The sequence below is a fragment of the Tsukamurella soli genome (assembly GCF_039541155.1).
GTDB lineage: Bacteria > Actinomycetota > Actinomycetes > Mycobacteriales > Mycobacteriaceae > Tsukamurella > Tsukamurella soli.
On the sequence record NZ_BAABFR010000029.1, the window covers coordinates 1 to 17,665 of the forward strand.

At 70.2% G+C, this 17,665-nt stretch carries 16 protein-coding genes; 2 read left to right on the plus strand and 14 right to left on the minus strand.

Going from position 1 to position 17,665, the window contains the following annotated elements:
• Positions 1-208 precede the first annotated feature (208 nt).
• The 7 genes from ABD908_RS11125 to ABD908_RS11155 all read right to left on the minus strand — a co-directional run bounded on the left by ABD908_RS11125 (position 209) and on the right by ABD908_RS11155 (position 6,723).
• Positions 209-826 (minus strand): TIGR03085 family metal-binding protein, encoded by a 618-nt coding sequence (locus tag ABD908_RS11125; protein ID WP_344995174.1) that lies wholly within the window; start codon positions 824-826, stop codon positions 209-211.
• 85 nt (positions 827-911) lie between these two features.
• Positions 912-2,900, minus strand: coding sequence for a ribonuclease J (locus ABD908_RS11130; protein WP_344995177.1), 1,989 nt, complete (start codon positions 2,898-2,900; stop codon positions 912-914).
• Positions 2,897-3,793, minus strand: coding sequence for a 4-hydroxy-tetrahydrodipicolinate synthase (dapA, locus tag ABD908_RS11135; RefSeq protein WP_344995179.1), 897 nt, complete (start codon positions 3,791-3,793; stop codon positions 2,897-2,899). Before dapA ends, ABD908_RS11130 begins: the two co-directional genes overlap by 4 nt.
• Before the next feature lie 62 nt (positions 3,794-3,855).
• Positions 3,856-4,347: a dihydrofolate reductase gene (locus ABD908_RS11140; protein WP_344995182.1), complete on the minus strand. Its 492-nt coding sequence runs from the start codon at positions 4,345-4,347 to the stop codon at positions 3,856-3,858.
• On the minus strand, positions 4,347-5,144 hold the full coding sequence (locus tag ABD908_RS11145; RefSeq protein WP_344995185.1) for a thymidylate synthase: 798 nt from the start codon (positions 5,142-5,144) through the stop codon (positions 4,347-4,349). The genes ABD908_RS11140 and ABD908_RS11145 overlap by 1 nt, the downstream gene beginning before the upstream one ends.
• A gap of 224 nt (positions 5,145-5,368) precedes the next feature.
• Positions 5,369-5,995, minus strand: coding sequence for a hypothetical protein (locus ABD908_RS11150; protein ID WP_344995188.1), 627 nt, complete (start codon positions 5,993-5,995; stop codon positions 5,369-5,371).
• A gap of 62 nt (positions 5,996-6,057) precedes the next feature.
• The gene (locus ABD908_RS11155) at positions 6,058-6,723 is read right to left on the minus strand and encodes a TetR/AcrR family transcriptional regulator (protein ID WP_344995191.1); all 666 of its coding nucleotides are present in this window, start codon (positions 6,721-6,723) and stop codon (positions 6,058-6,060) included.
• An 81-nt stretch (positions 6,724-6,804) separates the two neighbouring features.
• Here ABD908_RS11155 and ABD908_RS11160 point away from each other — a divergent pair, with 81 nt between their 5' ends.
• Complete coding sequence (locus ABD908_RS11160; protein WP_344995194.1) at positions 6,805-7,944, plus strand: FAD-dependent oxidoreductase; 1,140 nt, start codon at positions 6,805-6,807, stop codon at positions 7,942-7,944.
• Between the two features lie 125 nt (positions 7,945-8,069).
• Here the strand turns inward: ABD908_RS11160 and ABD908_RS11165 are convergent, their stop codons facing one another.
• From ABD908_RS11165 to dapB, 5 genes are all read right to left on the minus strand, one after another.
• Complete coding sequence (locus ABD908_RS11165) at positions 8,070-9,857, minus strand: ATP-binding cassette domain-containing protein (protein WP_344995197.1); 1,788 nt, start codon at positions 9,855-9,857, stop codon at positions 8,070-8,072.
• The gene (locus tag ABD908_RS11170) at positions 9,854-11,317 is read right to left on the minus strand and encodes an MDR family MFS transporter (protein WP_344995200.1); all 1,464 of its coding nucleotides are present in this window, start codon (positions 11,315-11,317) and stop codon (positions 9,854-9,856) included. The genes ABD908_RS11165 and ABD908_RS11170 overlap by 4 nt, the downstream gene beginning before the upstream one ends.
• Positions 11,318-11,476: 159 nt before the next feature.
• On the minus strand, positions 11,477-11,932 hold the full coding sequence (locus ABD908_RS11175; RefSeq protein ID WP_344995203.1) for a flavodoxin family protein: 456 nt from the start codon (positions 11,930-11,932) through the stop codon (positions 11,477-11,479).
• Positions 11,929-12,402 carry a hypothetical protein gene (locus ABD908_RS11180; protein ID WP_344995206.1) on the minus strand — a complete coding sequence of 158 codons (474 nt, stop codon included), beginning with the start codon at positions 12,400-12,402 and terminating at the stop codon, positions 11,929-11,931. Before ABD908_RS11180 ends, ABD908_RS11175 begins: the two co-directional genes overlap by 4 nt.
• Positions 12,399-13,142, minus strand: a complete 744-nt coding sequence (gene dapB, locus ABD908_RS11185; protein ID WP_344995209.1) for a 4-hydroxy-tetrahydrodipicolinate reductase — start codon at positions 13,140-13,142, stop codon at positions 12,399-12,401. The genes ABD908_RS11180 and dapB overlap by 4 nt, the downstream gene beginning before the upstream one ends.
• Positions 13,143-13,175: 33 nt before the next feature.
• Here dapB and ABD908_RS11190 point away from each other — a divergent pair, with 33 nt between their 5' ends.
• The gene (locus tag ABD908_RS11190) at positions 13,176-14,135 is read left to right on the plus strand and encodes a magnesium transporter CorA family protein (protein ID WP_344995212.1); all 960 of its coding nucleotides are present in this window, start codon (positions 13,176-13,178) and stop codon (positions 14,133-14,135) included.
• 18 nt (positions 14,136-14,153) lie between these two features.
• On the opposite strand, the gene ABD908_RS11195 is transcribed toward ABD908_RS11190, so the two are convergent.
• The gene (locus ABD908_RS11195; RefSeq protein ID WP_344995215.1) at positions 14,154-16,889 is read right to left on the minus strand and encodes an MGH1-like glycoside hydrolase domain-containing protein; all 2,736 of its coding nucleotides are present in this window, start codon (positions 16,887-16,889) and stop codon (positions 14,154-14,156) included.
• Positions 16,890-16,901: 12 nt separating this feature from the next.
• Positions 16,902-17,651, minus strand: coding sequence for a pirin family protein (locus ABD908_RS11200; protein ID WP_344995218.1), 750 nt, complete (start codon positions 17,649-17,651; stop codon positions 16,902-16,904).
• Between the last annotated feature and the right edge of the window lie 14 nt (positions 17,652-17,665).

Consider the following 17,665-nt stretch of genomic DNA (forward strand, 5'->3'; position numbering starts at 1 on the left):
TAGTGGTTGTCTTCCTAAGACCGCTTGGCCTCCCGACTTCCCCGCGTCCCGGCCGGGCGACCGCCCCCGGAGCGCGCCGTGCCGGTGCCCGCCGACGAGGCCCGCGTGCGCGTGGTCGTTTTGCCTGCCATGGCCCCAGCTTATCGTCAGGAGCCCCACCCGTCTCAACCGCAACACTTGTAACAGACGGACTCGCCCGCCGCACGAATCAGAGCGAGCGCGTGACCTTGGCCAACAGGTCGATATCCGCGTCCTTGCCCTCGAACGTCACCAGTGCGTCGTCGCGGCCGAACGCCCACATCGTGATCTCGCCGGGCGCGCCGATCACCGCGACCGGGTTGCCCTTGCCGGCCGAGACGACGGTCCCGCGCTCGGTGGTGAGCGAGATCCGCAGCGGCGCTCCACGCAGGGTCAGGCGCGCCATGCGGGCGACGGCGGCGATGAGACCGCGCTCGACGGCGGGATCGAGCCGGCGCGGGCGCCAGCCCGGGGATGCACGCCGGATGTCCTCGGTGTGCACGAAATATTCAGCCAGATTGGCCTGCTCGTCGATCAACCGGAACGGCGAGAACCGCGGCGGCCCGCCCGCGACCTCGCTGAGCAGCCGATCGAACGACCGGGAAGCGACCCCCGCCTGCACATGCTCGGTGTACTTGGCGAGCGGCTTGATCAGGATGCCGGGCGCCGCGTCGAGTCGCGACTCGCGCACCACCAGGTGAGCCAGCAGCTCACGGACAGTCCAGGCGTCACACAGGGTGGGCGCGTCGGGGCCGGCGGCGCGCGCAGCCTCGACGAGGGCGGCGCGTTCGATACGAGCGGGTTTCACCCCCCGAACACTAGTCGCCGGGCCGCCGGCGCGACGGGTGGTGGCGCGCCGCCGGATCCAGCGGATCGAGACGGCGCTGTAGTCGCTACTCCCCCACCGCGATCACGGTGGGCACGATCATCGGCTTGCGCCGGTAGGTCGCAGCCACCCAGCGCCCGACGGTGCGCCGCACGGACTGGGCGATCTGGTGCGGGGCTTTGACCCCCTCGGACGCGAGCTGCCCCAGCGTCTCCTCCACCAGCTTGGCCGCCTCCTTGAGCGCACCGGGGTCGTCCGAGAAGCCACGCCCCGACACCTCCGGCGTCGAGACCGCGCGGCCCGCCTCATCGACCACGACCGTGATCGAGATGAACCCGCCCTCGCCGAGCACCAGGCGGTCGGACAGCGTGGACTCGCCCACGTCGCCCACCGACAGGCCGTCCACGTACACGTGCCCCACGGGCACCTGTCCGACGATCTTCGCGACACCGTCGATCAGGTCGACCACCACGCCGTCCTCGGCGAGCATGACCCGGTCCTCGGGCACCCCGGTCGCCACGGCCAGGGCGGCGTTGGCGCGTAGGTGCCGCCATTCGCCGTGCACGGGCATAGCATTGCGCGGGCGCACCGCGTTGTAGAGGTACAGCAGCTCGCCCGCGCTGGCGTGACCCGAGACGTGCACCTTCGCGTTCTGCTGGGTGACGACGGTGGCGCCCAGCTTGGCCAGGCCGTTGACCACCGCGAACACCGAGTTCTCGTTGCCGGGGATCAGCGAGCTGGCGAGCACGACGAGGTCCTGCGGCGAGATGGTGATGTTGCGGTGCTCGCCGCGCGCCATCCGGGACAGCGCCGACAGCGGCTCGCCCTGCGACCCGGTGGACACCAGCACGATGCGGTGGTCGGGAAGCGTCGCGGCGGTGTCCAGGTCGACCTCGACCCCGTCGGGCAGGTGCAGGAAGCCGAGGTCCTGCGCGATCTGCATGTTGCGGACCATCGATCGGCCCACGAACACGACGCGCCGATTGTGGGCGACCGCGACGTCCACGATCTGCTGGATCCGGTGCACATGCGACGCGAACGACGCCACGATCACGCGGCCCTTGGCCCGACCGATCACGTTGTCCAACACGGGCCCGATCTCCCGCTCGGGAGTCACGAAGCCGGGCACCTCGGCGTTGGTCGAGTCGACGAGGAACAGGTCGACGCCGGCGTCGCCGAGCCGGGAGAAGCCGGCCAGGTCGGTGAGGCGGCCGTCCAGCGGGAGCTGATCGAGCTTGATGTCACCGGTGTGCAGTACCACCTGGCCGCCCACGTGGATCGCCACGGCGATGGCGTCGGGGATCGAGTGGTTGACGGCGAAGTACTCGCACTCGAACGGGCCGTGCTGCGTCGACTCGCCCTCGCGAACCTCGATCAGCTTGGGCCGCAGGCGGTGCTCATCGCACTTGGCCTTCACCAGCGCGAGGGTGAACTTGGCACCGATCACCGGGATGTCCGGACGCAGGCGCAGCAGGAACGGCACGGCGCCGATGTGATCCTCGTGTCCGTGCGTGAGGATGATCGCCTCGACGTCGGCGATCCGGTCCTCGATGTGCCGGAAGTCCGGCAGGATCAGGTCCACGCCGGGCTGCTGGTCCTCGGGGAACAGCACGCCGCAGTCGACGATCAGGAGCTTGCCGTCGTACTCGAAGACGGTCATGTTGCGGCCGATCTCGCTGATCCCGCCCAGCGCCACGATGCGCAGCGCCCCGCGCTTCAGCTTGGGCGGCACGCCCAGCCGCTCGGGCGCCGACGGTGTCGGGCGCCCGCCTGGCGCGCCCTGACTGCGTCCGGAGTTCTTGCCGCCCTTGTTGTTCCGTCCGCCGCGAGCACGGGGGCTCCGCCCCTCAGCGGGCGCCGACGGTGCCGGCTGAGACTGCGCAACGGGCGGCGGCGCGGACGCGGCAGGTGCGGAGAGGACGGGCGCGGGGGCAGCCTGATGCTGCGGTTCGGCCACGACCGGCGGGGCGGCCGGCTCAGGCACGGGCGGGGCCACCTCCGGCGGACCCGCCTTGCGCGAGACCTTGCGGGACCGCGGACGCTGAGAAGAGGTCACGCGACGACCCCCGCCTGCTGCAGCAGCGCAGCAATCCGGTCGAGCTGCTCGGCCGACGGCGCGACCTGGGGCAACCGCGGCACCCCCACGTCGATGCCCTGCAGGCCCAGCGCGGCCTTGGCGAACGTCACACCACCCACCAGTGCCATCGCCTTGAACACCGGTACGAGCGACGCATTGATGTCCCGGGCCCCGGCGACGTCACCGGCGAAGTACGCCTCGCGCAGCGCCACGAGCTGCGGCGCGACGACGTGCCCGATCACCGAGACGAAGCCGACCGCTCCCACGGACAGCCAGGGCAGGTTGAGCGGGTCGTCGCCCGACAGGAACTGCAGCCCGGTCGAGGCGATGAGGTCCGCACCGGCACCCAGATCACCCTTGGCATCCTTGACGCCCACGATGTTCTCGTGCTCGGAGAGTCTGCGCAGGGTATCGGTCTCGATGGCTACCACCGAGCGTGGTGGGATGTCGTAGAGGAGGACAGGCAGGTCGGTCGCGTCGGCCACCGCGGTGAAGTGCGCGAGCAGGCCCGCCTGCGGCGGCTTCGAGTAGTACGGGGTCACGACCAGCAGGCCGTGTGCGCCGGCGTCGGCGGCGTCGCGGGCGAACTCCGCCGACTCGGCGGTGTCGTACGTGCCACAGCCCGCCGTGATCTTGACCCGGTCGCCGACGGCGTCGACGATCCCCCGAAGGAACTCGATCTTCTCGACGGGCTGGGTGGTGGGTGATTCGCCGGTGGTCCCGGCGACGATCAGCCCGTCGACGCCCTGGTCGGCGAGGTGCACCGCCAGCTTCTGCCCCGCCGCGACGTCGAGTTTCCCGTCACTCGTGAAGGGGGTGACCATCGCGACGGCGACGGCACCGAATGGCGTGGTGGGCAAAGACGCGGTCATGAGTCACAAGGCTACCGGGCGGTCATGCCGGTCTGATACACCGCCGCTGGCAAGCCGCTGTGTCAGCGGGCCCGGTACGTGACGAACCGGTACCGGGGCCCCGCGGACGACGCCAGCCACTCGGTCCGCGCCGCGACCGTGAAGACGGCGGGGTCGATCGCCGGGGCGTACGCGTCACCGTCGTACTCCCCCGCGACCTCGGTCACCTCGAGCACGTCGGCCAGAGGGAGTGCAGCCCGGTAGATCTCGCCGCCGCCGATCACCCACAGGTCGCCGCCCGCAGGCACCCCCTCCCGGACCGCCGCGTCGACGCTCGCCGCGGGCACGGCACCGTCGGCCGCCCAGCTGCGGTCGCGCGTCACGACGATGTTGGTTCGGCCCGGCAGCGGGCGGAAGCGGTCGGGCAGCGAGTCCCATGTGCGGCGCCCCATCACGACCGGGTGCCCGACGGTGACGCCGCGGAAGTGCTTGGCGTCTTCGGGGATCCGCCACGGAATAGCGCCGCCGGCCCCGATCACTCCGTTCTCGGCCTGCGCCCAGACCAGCCCGATCATCAGACGGCGACCGCCGCCTTGATGGCGGGGTGGTGCCGATAGTCGTGGATCACGACGTCCTCGTACTCGTAGTCGAAGATGCTTGCGCGAGGCCGCAGTTCGAGCCGGGGATACGGGTACGGCGCGCGGGAGAGCTGCTCTCGGACCTGGTCGACATGGTTGTCGTAGATGTGGCAGTCGCCGCCCGTCCACACGAAGTCGCCCGGCGCCAGCCCGGCCTGCTGCGCGAACATATGGGTCAGCAGCGCGTACGAGGCGATGTTGAACGGGACGCCGAGGAACAGGTCGGCGCTGCGCTGGTACAGCTGGCAGGACAGGCGGCCGTCGGCCACGTAGAACTGGAAGAAGGCGTGGCACGGCGGCAGCGCCATCTGCGGGATCTCGCCGACGTTCCATGCAGAGACGATGTTGCGCCGCGACGTGGGGTCGGTCTTCAGGAGTTCCAGGGCTGCGGAGATCTGGTCGATGTGCTCGCCCGACGGTGTCGGCCAGCTGCGCCACTGCACGCCGTAGACGGGGCCCAGCTCGCCCTCGTCGCTCGCCCACTCGTCCCAGATGGTCACGCCGTTCTCCTGCAGCCACTTCACGTTGGAGTCGCCGCGCAGGAACCACAGCAGCTCGTAGACGATGGATTTCAGGTGCACCCTCTTGGTGGTGATCAGGGGGAAGCCGTGCGCGAGGTCGTACCGCAGCTGCCGCCCGAACACGCTGCGTGTCCCCGTGCCGGTACGGTCCGGACGGTGCGTCCCGGTGGCCAGCACGTCGCGCAGCAGGTCCTCGTACGGCGTCTCGATCACGGGCCCGAGTCTACGTGCGCAGCATCCGCCGGCCGGGTCGACACCCGCGGGTGGGTTGTGGCGGCGGCCGGAGTGGTCGATCATGCTCGTTCAGCGATACATATCGACCACTTCGGGCGGCGACTTCCGCCACCGACGGAAACGCGGTGCCCGCGACGAGCGTTACGCGCGGGTGGCCTGTGCAGCGGGTGCCGACCGGAGCGTACGGTCCGCCTCGGCGTCGGTCATCTCCTCACCACCGAAGTAGCGCGAGTGCGTGCTCCGGAGGGTCTGAAGCGAGTCTCCGACCAGGGCGCAGATCTCGATGTCGGTGTTACGTCGCTCTGCTCGAGTTCGAGCCGACGAAGCATCGCATCACGCGGGACCGCGAACTCCTCGACCCGCCGCTGCCCCGTCCGCTTGTTGAACTGGACCAGATACCCGGCATGCTGCTTCCTCGCTCGGTGAAATGTCGTGCTCTCAAGGCCACGCCGGATCTCCGCGAGGTGGCCGACGACGCGATCCACCTCGACCGCGAACGCGGTCTGCTCCGCGAGCGTACCGTCGAGTTCCACGCGAACTCCTGCCAGATCCCGCACGTGGTTGAGCGCCAAGCGGTTCTCGCGGATCAGCTTGTCCCGCAGCGTATCGATCGTCTTCGGCCGCGCCGTCACGTTGAACATGCCGTCGAACGATTCCCAATCGCTGCGGCCGGCGATCCTCATCTTCACCTCCCCGCAGAGGTCGAAGTGCCACAGGGCGACCTCGTCGTACGACGGACACCCGTCGGGCACGGGTGTCCCGACGACGAGCGCCTCCCCCAGCCTCGCCAGCTTCCTCCCCGACCACGGCGGCCGCTCCTCGATGTCCACCAGTCCCCCGACTCCCGCCCGAAATGCCGGACTGCCGGACTGCCGCCCAGTATGCCGCACGCCTATCGCAAGGTGTCGATCCCCGCGAGGATGAGATCCACACCGGCCAGGAACTGCTCGCGATCGTCGTGGGTCGACAGCTGCGCCGCCATCCGGTGCACGAACGGATACACCACCGGATCGAGCCGACCCCACCGGTCTGCGATGGCGGACAGATACTCCTCCCGATCGGTGCCGGGCTCGAGGAGGCGGGCGGCGGCCGCGTACTGCCCGGCGAGGCCGAGGATGTAGCTCAACAGCGCCGTCGTCGTGTCGAACTGTGCCGCCTCGGCGACGCCGAGCACCCCGAGCCGCCCGCCGATGCCCTCGAAGATCCGCAGGACCGCCGGCTGCCACGGCTCCCGCGACAGCTGTGTCCCCACCCAGGGGTGCCCGTCGATCGCGTCGAACACCGCGAGCGCGACGCCGCGGACCGCCTCCCGCGGCTCACCGGCGTCGCGTCCCGCCAGGGCGCCGGCGATCACGCCGTCGGTCGCGGCCGCGAGCAGCTCGTCCTTGTTGGCGACGTGGTGGTAGATGGCGCCGGCGCCGGTGGACAAGCGTGTCGTGAGCGCGCGGAAGGTGAGCGCGCCCTCGCCGTCGGTGTCGAGGATCTCGATCGCGGCCTCCACGATCCGGTCCCGCGACAGCGCGTCGGCGCGGCGCGGGGCGCGCGATGTCCTGCTCATGGATCCCATCTTGACACGATTGGAATGATGTTCCAAACTGTGTTCTATGGAACACCATTCCAATCTTTGAGAGGAACCATCATGACGACACCGGTAACGATCATCGGCGCAGGCCTCGGCGGCCTCACCCTCGCCCGAGTCCTCCACGTCCACGGCATCCCGGCCACGGTCTACGAGGCCGACGCCTCGCCCGATACCCGCAGGCAGGGCGGCCAGCTCGACATCCACGTCCAGGACGGCCAGGCCGCCCTCGCAGCCGCCGGCCTCACGCCCGAGTTCCGCGCGATCATCCACGAGGGCGCCGAGGCGCTGCGGATCCTGAACCAGCGCGGCGACCTCCTGTACGACGAACCCGACGACGGTACCGACAGACGCCCCGAGGTGCTGCGCGGGGACCTCCGCCGGATCCTGCTCGAGGCGCTCCCCGACGGCACCGTGCAGTGGGGCCGCAAGGTCGCCGGCGTCCGGTCCCGCGGCGACGGCCGGCACGAGGTGACCTTCACCGACGGCGCCACCGTCGTCACCACCCTCCTGGTGGGCGCAGACGGTGCCTGGTCGAAGGTCCGGCCACTGCTCTCGGAAGCCCGGCCGGAGTACACGGGCACCTCGTTCGTCGAGACCTACCTGTACGAGGCCGACGAACGCCACCCCGCCGCCGCGGAGGTGGTCGGCACCGGCGCGATGCACGCCGCCGTCCCGGGCAAGGCCATCGCTGCGCACCGCGAGGCGGGCGGCGTCCTGCACACCTACGTCCAGCTGGCCCGTCCCCTCGAGTGGTTCGCGGACATCGACTTCGCCGACGCCGACACCGCGACTGCCCGAATCGCGACCGAGTTCGAAGGGTGGGCACCGGAACTCACCGCGCTGCTCACCGACGGTGAGACCGCACCGGTGCTCCGCACGATCCACTCCCTGCCGAACGACCACCACTGGGCGCGGGTGCCGGGCGTGACGCTGCTCGGCGACGCCGCGCACCTGATGCCACCGTCCGGCGACGGCGCGAACCTGGCGATGTTCGACGGTGCCGAGCTCGGCACCGCGATCGCCGCGCACTCCGACGACATCGAGACCGCACTCGCCGCCTACGAGGCCGCGATGTTCGCGCGCAGCGCCGCCACCGCCGTGGATGCGTGGGAGATCCTCGACCTGTGCATCGGGCAGCGCGCACCGTTCGGCTTCGTCGAGTTCTTCACCGGCGCCAGCACCGAAATCAACCGCTGAGCGGCGCGCCCCCTCGGATCCGGCCCCGTGGGCCGCTCAGCGGTGGATTCGGGGCCCCACAGGTCGATCTCGGCGCGTCGCAGCCATATCACGGCTGGTAGCCGACATCCGCGAACGGTCTCGCGTTACACGTCGCGCCTGCGGAACGCGGCGAGCGCGGACCCGAACACCGCCGCAGTGGACCCCGTCATCACCCCGAGGCCGGCCCACGGGCCGAGGACTTCAGGGTCGGGTCGGGTGACGAAGATGCTGGCGCCGGCCTCGGTGAGCCAGTATTTCGTGAGCAGGGCGGGCAGGGGTTCGGGGAACGCGGGGCCGATCCCCGGCACGAGCCACTCGGCGGCGAAGAGCGTCGAGACCGCCCCGGCGGTCGAGCGGGTGTGGACGCCGATCCCGAGGCCGAGCAGTGCGGCGATGGTGGCGTGGAGGCCGCTGCCGAGCACGGCGCGGGCGGAGCCGGGACTGCGGAGTGTGTCGTGCGGCACGCCGCGTCGCGCGAGCAGCGCCTGCCCGGCCAGAAATCCGCCGGCACCGGCAGCGAGCCCGGTCCCGAGCGCGATGCCGGCGGTAGTGAGCGCCTTCGCTGCCAGGAGGCGGTCGCGGTCGGGGACCGCGGCGAGGCTCGGCGCGATCGTGCCGGCCCCGTACTCCGACGTCACCGCGAGCGCACCGAGTACGCCCATCGTCACCTCGAGAACGGTCCGGCCGCGCAGGATGGTCAGGGTCGGATCGAACAAGCGCCGCTCGTCGACGTCGAAGTCCGGGTATCGCCGAGCGGTCGAGTCGGCGAACAAGAGGGCAGACCCGGCACCTGCGATCAGCGAGCCCGCGACGATGAGCGGCCCCGGGCGGGTACTGCGGAACTTGATGAGCTCGGATCGAACGATGTCGCGGAATCGCGTGGCCGGCCGCTCCAGCGCGGCGGGATCGCCGTCCGACAGGCCCGGCCGCGTAGGCGAAACGTCCGCGAGCACCGGACGAGCAGGCATGGGAACCGGACGAGCGGGCGCGGGTGCACGCTGGGCACCGGGCGCCGTCAGCTCCATGAACGCGTCCTCGAGCGAACGCCGCACGGATGCGAGCTCGTGCAGCTCGATGCCCGCACGCAGGGCCAGTCCCCCGACCGTGGGGCCGTCGAGGCCGCTCACGGCGAAGGACGTGGCGTCGAGGTCTCGGACGGTGCCGCCGGCGCCGACGACGCGACTACGCAGGGACTGCGGGTCCGGTGTCCGCACACGGATCTCCTCGTGCTCGTGCTCCCGTTGGAACGTCACCATGTCGCTGTCGACGAGCAACCGCCCCTCGCCGATGATGAGGAGGCGATCGGCGGTGACCGACATCTCGGTCATGAGGTGACTCGACACGAGGACCGTCCGCCCCTCGGCGGCCATCCGACGCATCAGACCGCGGAACCAGATGATGCCCTCGGGATCGAGCCCGTTGAGCGGCTCGTCGAGCACGAGGATCGGCGGGTCGCCGAGCAGTGCCGCAGCGAGACCGAGACGTTGGAGCATGCCCAGCGAGAAGGTTCCCGCCCGCTTCCGTGCGACCTCGCCGAGCCCCACGCTGTCGAGCACCTCACCGATACGACGGCGCCCGATGCCGTTGCTCCGCGCGAGCGCGAGCAGGTGATCGGTGGCGGTGGCACCGGGTTGCACCGCCCGCGCGTCGAGGAGCGAACCCACCTGCTGCAGTGGGGCGACGAGGTCGGCGTACGGCCCGCCGTCGACGGTGACCGACCCCGACGTCGGCCGCTCGAGGCCGAGGATCATCCGCAGCGTCGTGCTCTTGCCCGCACCGTTCCGGCCGAGGAATCCGGTGACCTCGCCCGGCCGCACCGAGAACGTCACGCCGTCCACCGCGACGGCCTCGCCGAAGCGCTTCGTGAGGTCCCGCGCCTCGATGGGGCTCATCGACCCGCCCTCTCTGGACTCCCGACCCGGCCGCGGACCGGCGCGGACGCCTGAGGCGAGAGGTCCGTCGCATCCGGGGGGCGCCCGGGCAGCGCAAACGAGACCAACACGCCGACTCCTGCGAACCCGACGGCCCACCAGAACGACTGCTGGAACGCGCTGGCGAGCGACCCGGTCGATGCGGCGCCGGCGAGGATCACCGCGAGCACGGACACGCCGAACGAACCGCCCACCTGACTGGCGATTCGGGTGATGATGCTCGCGTCGGGCACCTCGGAGCGCTCGAGTCCGCGGAACCCGAGCGCCATCAGCGGAATCGTCACGACGCCGAGGCCGATGCCGCGCACGAAGAGTGCGGCCATCAGCCACCACTCGTTGGTGTGTGCGTCGGCGAAGCCGAACGGCAGCGTGCCCAGCAGCACGATGAGGAAACCGGCCAGGACCAGCCGGCGCGCGCCCATGACGTCGGAGAGCGTGCCCGCCAGCGAACGGCTCGCGAGCGTGCCGAGGCCCTGCGGGACGAGCAACACGCCGGCCATGAGCACACTCGTGCCGCGCAGTTCCTGGAAGTACAGCGGCAAGAGGATCATCGCGCCGTACAGCGTGACACCCGAGAGGAACAGCAGCAGCGACGACGAGGCGAGCGGCCAGTGCTTCAGTAGCCGCACATCGACCAGGGCGCGGGCCGTGCGCCGCAGCCCCCAGGCCACGAACGCGGCGAGCAACACGAGCCCGGCGATCAGCGGCGCGAGGACGTCAGTCCGGCCGAATCCGCCGGTCCTACTGGAGTTCGAGATACCCCACAGCACGCCGACCAGACCGGGCGCCATCAGCGCGAAGCCGATGATATCGAGCGGCACCCGGCGCACCGGGCCGTCCTTCGGCAGCACGATCAGGGCGAGGACGAGCCCGACGACGCAGAACGGCACGTTCACCCAGAACATCCACGACCAGTGCAGATGCTTCAGGATCAGGCCGCCGACCACCGGGCCGAGGATCGGTCCGAGCACGGCGGGCAGACTCACGACCGACATGACCCTGCCGAGATTCTTCCCACCCGCCGCCTGGACGACCAGGGTCGACATGAGCGGCAGCATGATCCCGCCGCCGATACCCTGCACGACGCGGAAGGTGATCAGGCTCCCGGCGCTCCACGCGAGACTCGAAAGGATCGATCCGACGAGGAACAGCGCGAGAGCGATCATCCACAGCCGCTTTCCGCCCAGCACCCGCTGCGCCCAGCCCGCGATGGGGATCGTCACCCCCAGGGCGAGCAGATAGCCGGTAGTCACCCACTGGATCGTCGCGACGGAGGCGTGCAGATCGTGTGCCAGCGTGTGCAGGGCGACGGCGACGATGGTCGTGTCGAACAACACGGCCAACCCGCCGACGAGCACCGCCCCCACTGCGCGCCACACGGCGGGATCGACCTTGGTCGATTCAGGCTTCGCGTCGGACATCACACCCCCATTAAGAGTCGAATCCATTTCTTAAGTCCGACCATAGACGCTCTAGCGAAGAAATACAAACGTCTCTTATCGTGGGTGTACGACGAGCCGGCGGGACCACGATGTGCCCCGGCCCGCATCACGGGACGCAGCGCCCCGCCGCGGACGCGACTACCCGTCCATGAGCTGGGCGGCCACCGTCGCGCCGAGGTTCCAGCACGCCTCGAGCTGCTCCTTCGACGGCGTCCCGGACACGACGACGTACCCCGTCGCCTTGACCCAGCCGAGCCCGGCGGTGATGGAGTCCACGGCCCGCTCGGCGCCCTCGGTGCCCGCATTCCCGTGGACGTACAGCCCGAACGGCCGCCCGCGGGTGGAGTCGAGACACGGGTAGTAGACGGTGTCGAACGCATGCTTGAGGGCGCCCGATATGTATCCGAGGTTCGCCGGCGTGCCGAGCACGTATCCGTCGGCCCCGAGCACGTCGGCGGCGGTCACCGCCAGCGCCGCGCGGCGCACCACCTCCACCCCCTCGATCTCGGGATCGGTGGCGCCGGCGATCACCGCCTCGAACATCTCCTGGCAGTTCGGGGAGGGCGTGTGGTGCACGATCAGCAGGCGGCTCACCGTTGGTCGCGCTCCAGCCCGACGGCCTTGGTCATCCACGTCCGCGCGCGGGACCGGTCGCCGGCATAGTCGTACGCGCGCGCCAACCGGTACGTCGCGATCCACGAGTCGGGATCGGCCTCGTACTCCGCCTTCACGGAGGCGAACAACTCGTCGGCAGCGGCGCGCTGGACGCGGCCGGACGGCATCGTCGGCAGGCCTGAGACGTCCAGGTCGCGGCCGGCCTCGCGCGCCAGCCGGACCAGACGCTGATGCGCGAACCCGTTGCGCAGCACGGCCCACAGCACCCACAGCCCGATCAGCGGCAGCACCAGGATCGCCACCCCGAGGCCGATGTTCGCGGCACCGCCGGCGCTGAGGATGTCCCACGCCCAGAACGCGATCACGCAGAAGTAGGCGATCGCCGCGACCACCAGGAACGCGATCACGCTGAGCTGTGGCAGGACCGAGCGGCCCGCAGGCCCGCTCACAGGTCGAGCAGCGGCTCGATCCCGACGGTGAGCCCGGGCCGGTCGGAGATGTTCCGCACGCCCAGCAGCACCCCGGGGACGAACGAGCTGCGATCCAACGAGTCGTGCCGGATCGTCAGCGTCTCGCCCTGCGTGCCCAGCAGCACCTCCTGGTGCGCGACCAGCCCCGCGAGCCGGATCGAGTGCACCCGGACACCGTCGACGCGCGCGCCACGGGCCCGGTCGAACTCAGCGGTGGTCGCGTCGGGTACCTTGCCGAGCCCGGCGGCCTCGCGGGCCTCGGCGATCAGCTCGGCGGTGCGGTACGCGGTGCCCGAGGGGGCGTCGGCCTTGTGCGGGTGGTGTAGCTCGATCACCTCGACGGAGTCGAAGTACCTGGCGGCCTGGGCGGCGAACTGCATGCAGAGCACGGCGCCGATGGCGAAGTTGGGCGCGATCAGCACGCCGACGCCGGGGTTGTCGGCGAGCCAGCCTCGCACGGTGTCGAGCCGGTCGTCGGTGAACCCGGTGGTTCCCACCACCGCGTGGATCCCGTTGTCCACGAGGAACTTCAGATTGTCCATCACAGCGTCGGGGTGGGTGAAGTCGATGACCACCTGGGTGCCCGCGTCGAGGAAGTCGGTGAGCGGGGCACCGACGTCGACCTTCCCGGCGAGCGCGAGATCGTCCGCGGCCTCCACCGCCTCCACCATCGCCCGCCCGACCTTGCCGCCGGCCCCCAGAACACCTACGTTCAGCATGCCGACCAGCCTACCGGCGCTACGGTTACCGCCATGAAGGTGACCGCGTACGCATGGCGCGACGGCGCGCAGGAGTCGCTGCCGGCCGACGTCCCGACCATTCCCGGCCTCCTCGACGACCCCGACACGCTGGTGTGGGCGGACATCCTCGACCCCACCGCCGACGACCTCGCCCCGCTGGCCGGCAAGCTGGGACTCGACGCGCACGCGATCGAGGACGCGCTGACGGCGCATGAGCGCCCGAAGGCCGTGCGGTACGGGGAGGTGCTGTTCGCGGCGCTCTACACGGTGGACGTCGACGGCGGCTCGGCGCGCATCTCGATGTTCGCGATGCCGGGCGGAATGCTCACCATCCGGCTCGGCGAAGGCCTCGACATCGACGCCGTCGCGGACGCTATCACCGAGAACTCGGGCATGCAGCGGTTCGGCTGCCGCATGCTCGAACTCACGCTGCTGGACGCCGTGGTCGACGGGTACACCGATCGGATCGCGTCCATCGACGAGCAACTCGACGACCTCGAGTCCATCCTGTTCGAAAATCATATGGGCAGGCGCATCGCCACCGAGACCTTCGCCCTGCACAAGGGGGTCGGCGAGCTGCGTCGGATGGTGCTGCCCGTCCGGGACGTGGCGGGCACGCTGGTGCGGCGCACAGCGGCCGACGAGCGCCTGCGCGACATGCTGCCGTTCGCCGAGGACGTCTACGACCACACCATGCGCGCCGCCGACTGGGTGGAGGGACTGCGCGACGGTGTCGAGTCGGTGCGGTCCACCAACCTCGCGCTGATGGACAACCAGATGAACGTGGTGATGAAGAAGCTGACCGGCTGGGCCGGCATCATCGCCGTCCCCACGCTGATCACCGGCTACTTCGGCCAGAACGTCCCGTTCCCCGGCGACGGCAAGCCCGCGGGCTTCTGGTTCAGCCTGATCCTGATGATCGTGCTCGTCGTGGCGCTGTACGTGTCGTTCCGGCGCCGCAACTGGTTGTAGCGGCGCGCCGCCCGATCCCTACAGTCCCGTGGACCGATGCGGCGGCTCCATGGGCAGGCGCGGGTTGTGCAGGTGGGCGACGAGGCCCGTCCACCCGGTCTGGTGGGTGGCGCCGAGGCCCTCGCCGGTGTCGCCGTCGAAGTACTCGTAGAACGAGGGGTGGTCGGCCCAGAGCGGGTTGGGGCTCCCCTCGATCCGCTTGCCGTCCGCCGGCCGCAGCCCGTCCACCGGCCGGAACAGGCCGGTGAGCCCACCGTCGATCACGTCGGCCGCCTGTTCCAGAGTGCAGATGTTGTCCGAGCCGGTGGGGATGGCGATCGTGAACTCGTCGCCGAAGTACCGGCCGTAGGTGCGCAGCTTGTCGGCAAGCAACACGTTGACCGGAAACCACACGGGCCCACGCCAGTTCGAGTTGCCGCCGAACAGTGCGGTGGACGACTCCCCCGGCTCGTACTGCATCGTGACCTGCCGGCCGTCGATGTCCTCGGACACCGTCTGCTCGGCCTTCGACAGCGACCGGATGCCGTAGGGCGCAAGGAATTCCGTGGGATCGAACATCCGCTCCAGGATCCGCCGCAGTCGCTCCGGCGACACGAGCGACAGCAGCATCCGCGACCCATCGGCACCGTCGCCGGCCGAGAGCACGGGCTCCACCAGCTCGGGCCGGCGCTTGCGCAACCAGCGCAGGCGGGACGTGACGTCCGGGCACTGCTCGGCGACCCACGCGGGCACGTCGGTGGCGCCCAGGATCGGCAGCAGCCCCACCATCGACCGCACGCGCATCGGCAGGGCGGTGCCGTCGGGCCGCACCAGCACGTCATAGAAGAAGCCGTCCCCCTCGTGCCACAGCGAGATATTATGCGAGCCAAAGGAGTTCATCGCCTTGGAGATGGTGAGGAAGTGCTCCAGGAACTTGGTCGCGCAGTCCTGCCAGGCCGGGTCGTGTCGCGACAGCTCGATGGCGATCTTGAACATCTGCTGGCAGTAGAAGGCCATCCAGCTCGTCGCGTCGGACTGCTCGAGCCGGAACCCGGGGGGCAGCGGCGCGGACCGGTTGAAGAAGCCGATGTTGTCCATCCCGAGGAACCCGCCCTCGAAGACGCCGGTGCCGTCGGAGTCCTTTCGGTTGACCCACCACGAGAAGTTGAGCAGCAGCTTGGTGAACACCCGCACCAGGAAGTCTTGGTCGCGGTACCCGTCGATGCGGTACACATGCCAGGCCGCCCACGCGTGTACGGGCGGGTTGACATCGCCGAACTCCCACTCGTAGGCGGGCAGCTGGCCGTTGGGGTGCATCGCCCACTCACGACACATCAGCACCAGCTGTTCCTTGGCGAACTCGGGGTCGACGTGCGCCAGCGGTATGCAGTGAAACGCGAGATCCCATGCGGCGAACCAGGGATACTCCCACTCGTCGGGCATGGAGATCACGTCCGCCAGTGAGAAGTGCCGCCACGTGGTGTTGCGGCGGCCGGGTTCCTCACGGGCCGGCGAGGCGGGCGAGACCGGGTCGCTGGCCAGCCACCTCTCGACGTCGTAGCGGTACAGCTGCTTGTTCCACAGCATTCCGGCGTACGCCCGCCGCGCGACGTGCTTGTCCGCGTCGGGCAGCGCGTCGTGGATCACGTGCGAGTAGAACTCGTCGGCCTCCTCGCGCCGGTCGGCGAAGACCGCGTCGAAGCCGCGCCCGAAGGTGTCCAGCGAAGGCGGCATGTGCGAGAGCCTCAGCCGCACTGTGACACTCGCGCCCGGCCGCACCGACCCGAACCGGTACCAGAACGCCGCCTTGGTGCCGGTTCCGGCGGGATCGACCGCGTCGGCGTCGCCCTCCACGACGCGCCTGTTGATGCCGTCCTTCGGGTACGGCGACAGGTTCTCCGTCTTCCCGAACAGCGCCACCGCGTCGGTCTCGTTGTCGCAGAACAACACCTCGGGCGCGCCCTCCCCGACCAGGTAGTACTCCCCGAGCATCCCGTGCCGGATCCGCACCGCCGCAGCGTCTCCCACGGCCAGGTCGTCGACCAGCGCGATATCGCCGCGCCGGTCGTCGCCCCCCCACGCCCAGGTGTTGCGCAACCACACCGTCGGCAGGATGTCGAGCGGCGCCGCGAACGGCCCGTGGTTCACGGCTTCGATCTCGATGCACAGGTCGTCCGGCGCGGCCTTCGCGTATCGGATGTGGACGTCGAAGAACCTGTCATCGGCCATGATCCCGGTGTCGGCGAGTTCGAACTCGCGCTGCTCGCGGCCCCGCGCCGCATTGGCCTCGCGCAACTCGCGGTACGGGTACTCGGCCTGCGGATACCGGTACATCCAGTGCATCCAGCTGTGCGTGGGCGTCCCGTCGACGGGCCACCAGTACTCCTTGACATCCTCACCGTGGTTGCCCTGGTCGTTGGTCAGCCCGTACAGGCGCTCCTTGAGGATCGGGTCGTGCCGATTCCACAGGGCGAGGCCGAAGTTCACGAACCCGTAGCGGTCACAGATCCCGCCCAGACCGTCCTCGCCCCAGCGGTACGCGCGTCGGTGCGCCTGCTCGAACGAGAAGGAGCTCCACGCGTCTCCGCTGTCGCTGTAGTCCTCCCGGACGGTGCCCCACTGGCGGCCCGCGAGGTACGGCCCCCACAGCCGCCATGGACCGTCGGGTCCGGGCGCCTCGGCGAGCCGGCGGTGCTCGACGGAAGGATGCTCGACGGACGGGTGTTCGTTCGGGGTCGGACCGGGATGGTCGGTGCCGCTCTGGTCGACAGTCACACTGCGATCCTCCTACAGTGCGGTCAGCGCCGCAGCGTGCATCTCCCAGTAGAGTATCTCCGCGTCCTGTACGCCCGTCACATAAAGCTCGCCCGCACGCCGCGTGCGCAGCGCGTCACCGTCGCCCAACGCGTGGACCCCGGCCCTGCCGTTGGATACGCCGACGGTGCCCGTGACCACGAACAGGTGGCCGTACGGCGCCTCCGGTAGGACGACGGTGCGGCCCGCCGACAGCCGCGCGGCGTGCAGCGCAGCGGCGTCGTTGCGGATGGCGACGGCAGGCACGTGCCCGGGCATCCCGGAGGCGACGGTGACCAGCCCGCCACGGTCGAGTGCCGACGCGACGTCTGCGGTCCGGTATTCGGACTCCCCGCCCGGCGCGTCCGGCGGCAGCCACATCTGGATGACGCGGGCGACGGTGCCGCCGCGCCGCGGAGCGGTATTGGTCTCAGCGTGCGTGACACCCGAGCCGGCGCTCATGGCCTGCACCTGCCCGGCGCGCACGATCCCCCGCATCCCCGACGAATCCCGGTGGGAGATCTCGCCCTCCACCACCCAGGTGACGATCTCGGCGTTGCGGTGGCGGTGCATGTCGACGCCCATCGCGGGGTCGATGAGGTCGTCGTTGTGCACCAGCAGCAGGCCGTGCGCGTTGGCGGCGAGGTCGAAGTTGCCGGTGAAGGGGAACGACTGCCGCGTCGTGATCCCGTCCCCGCGCCAGAAGCTCCGTTCTTCGGCAGGCACGACCACCATCTCGCTCATCGCCCGATACATTA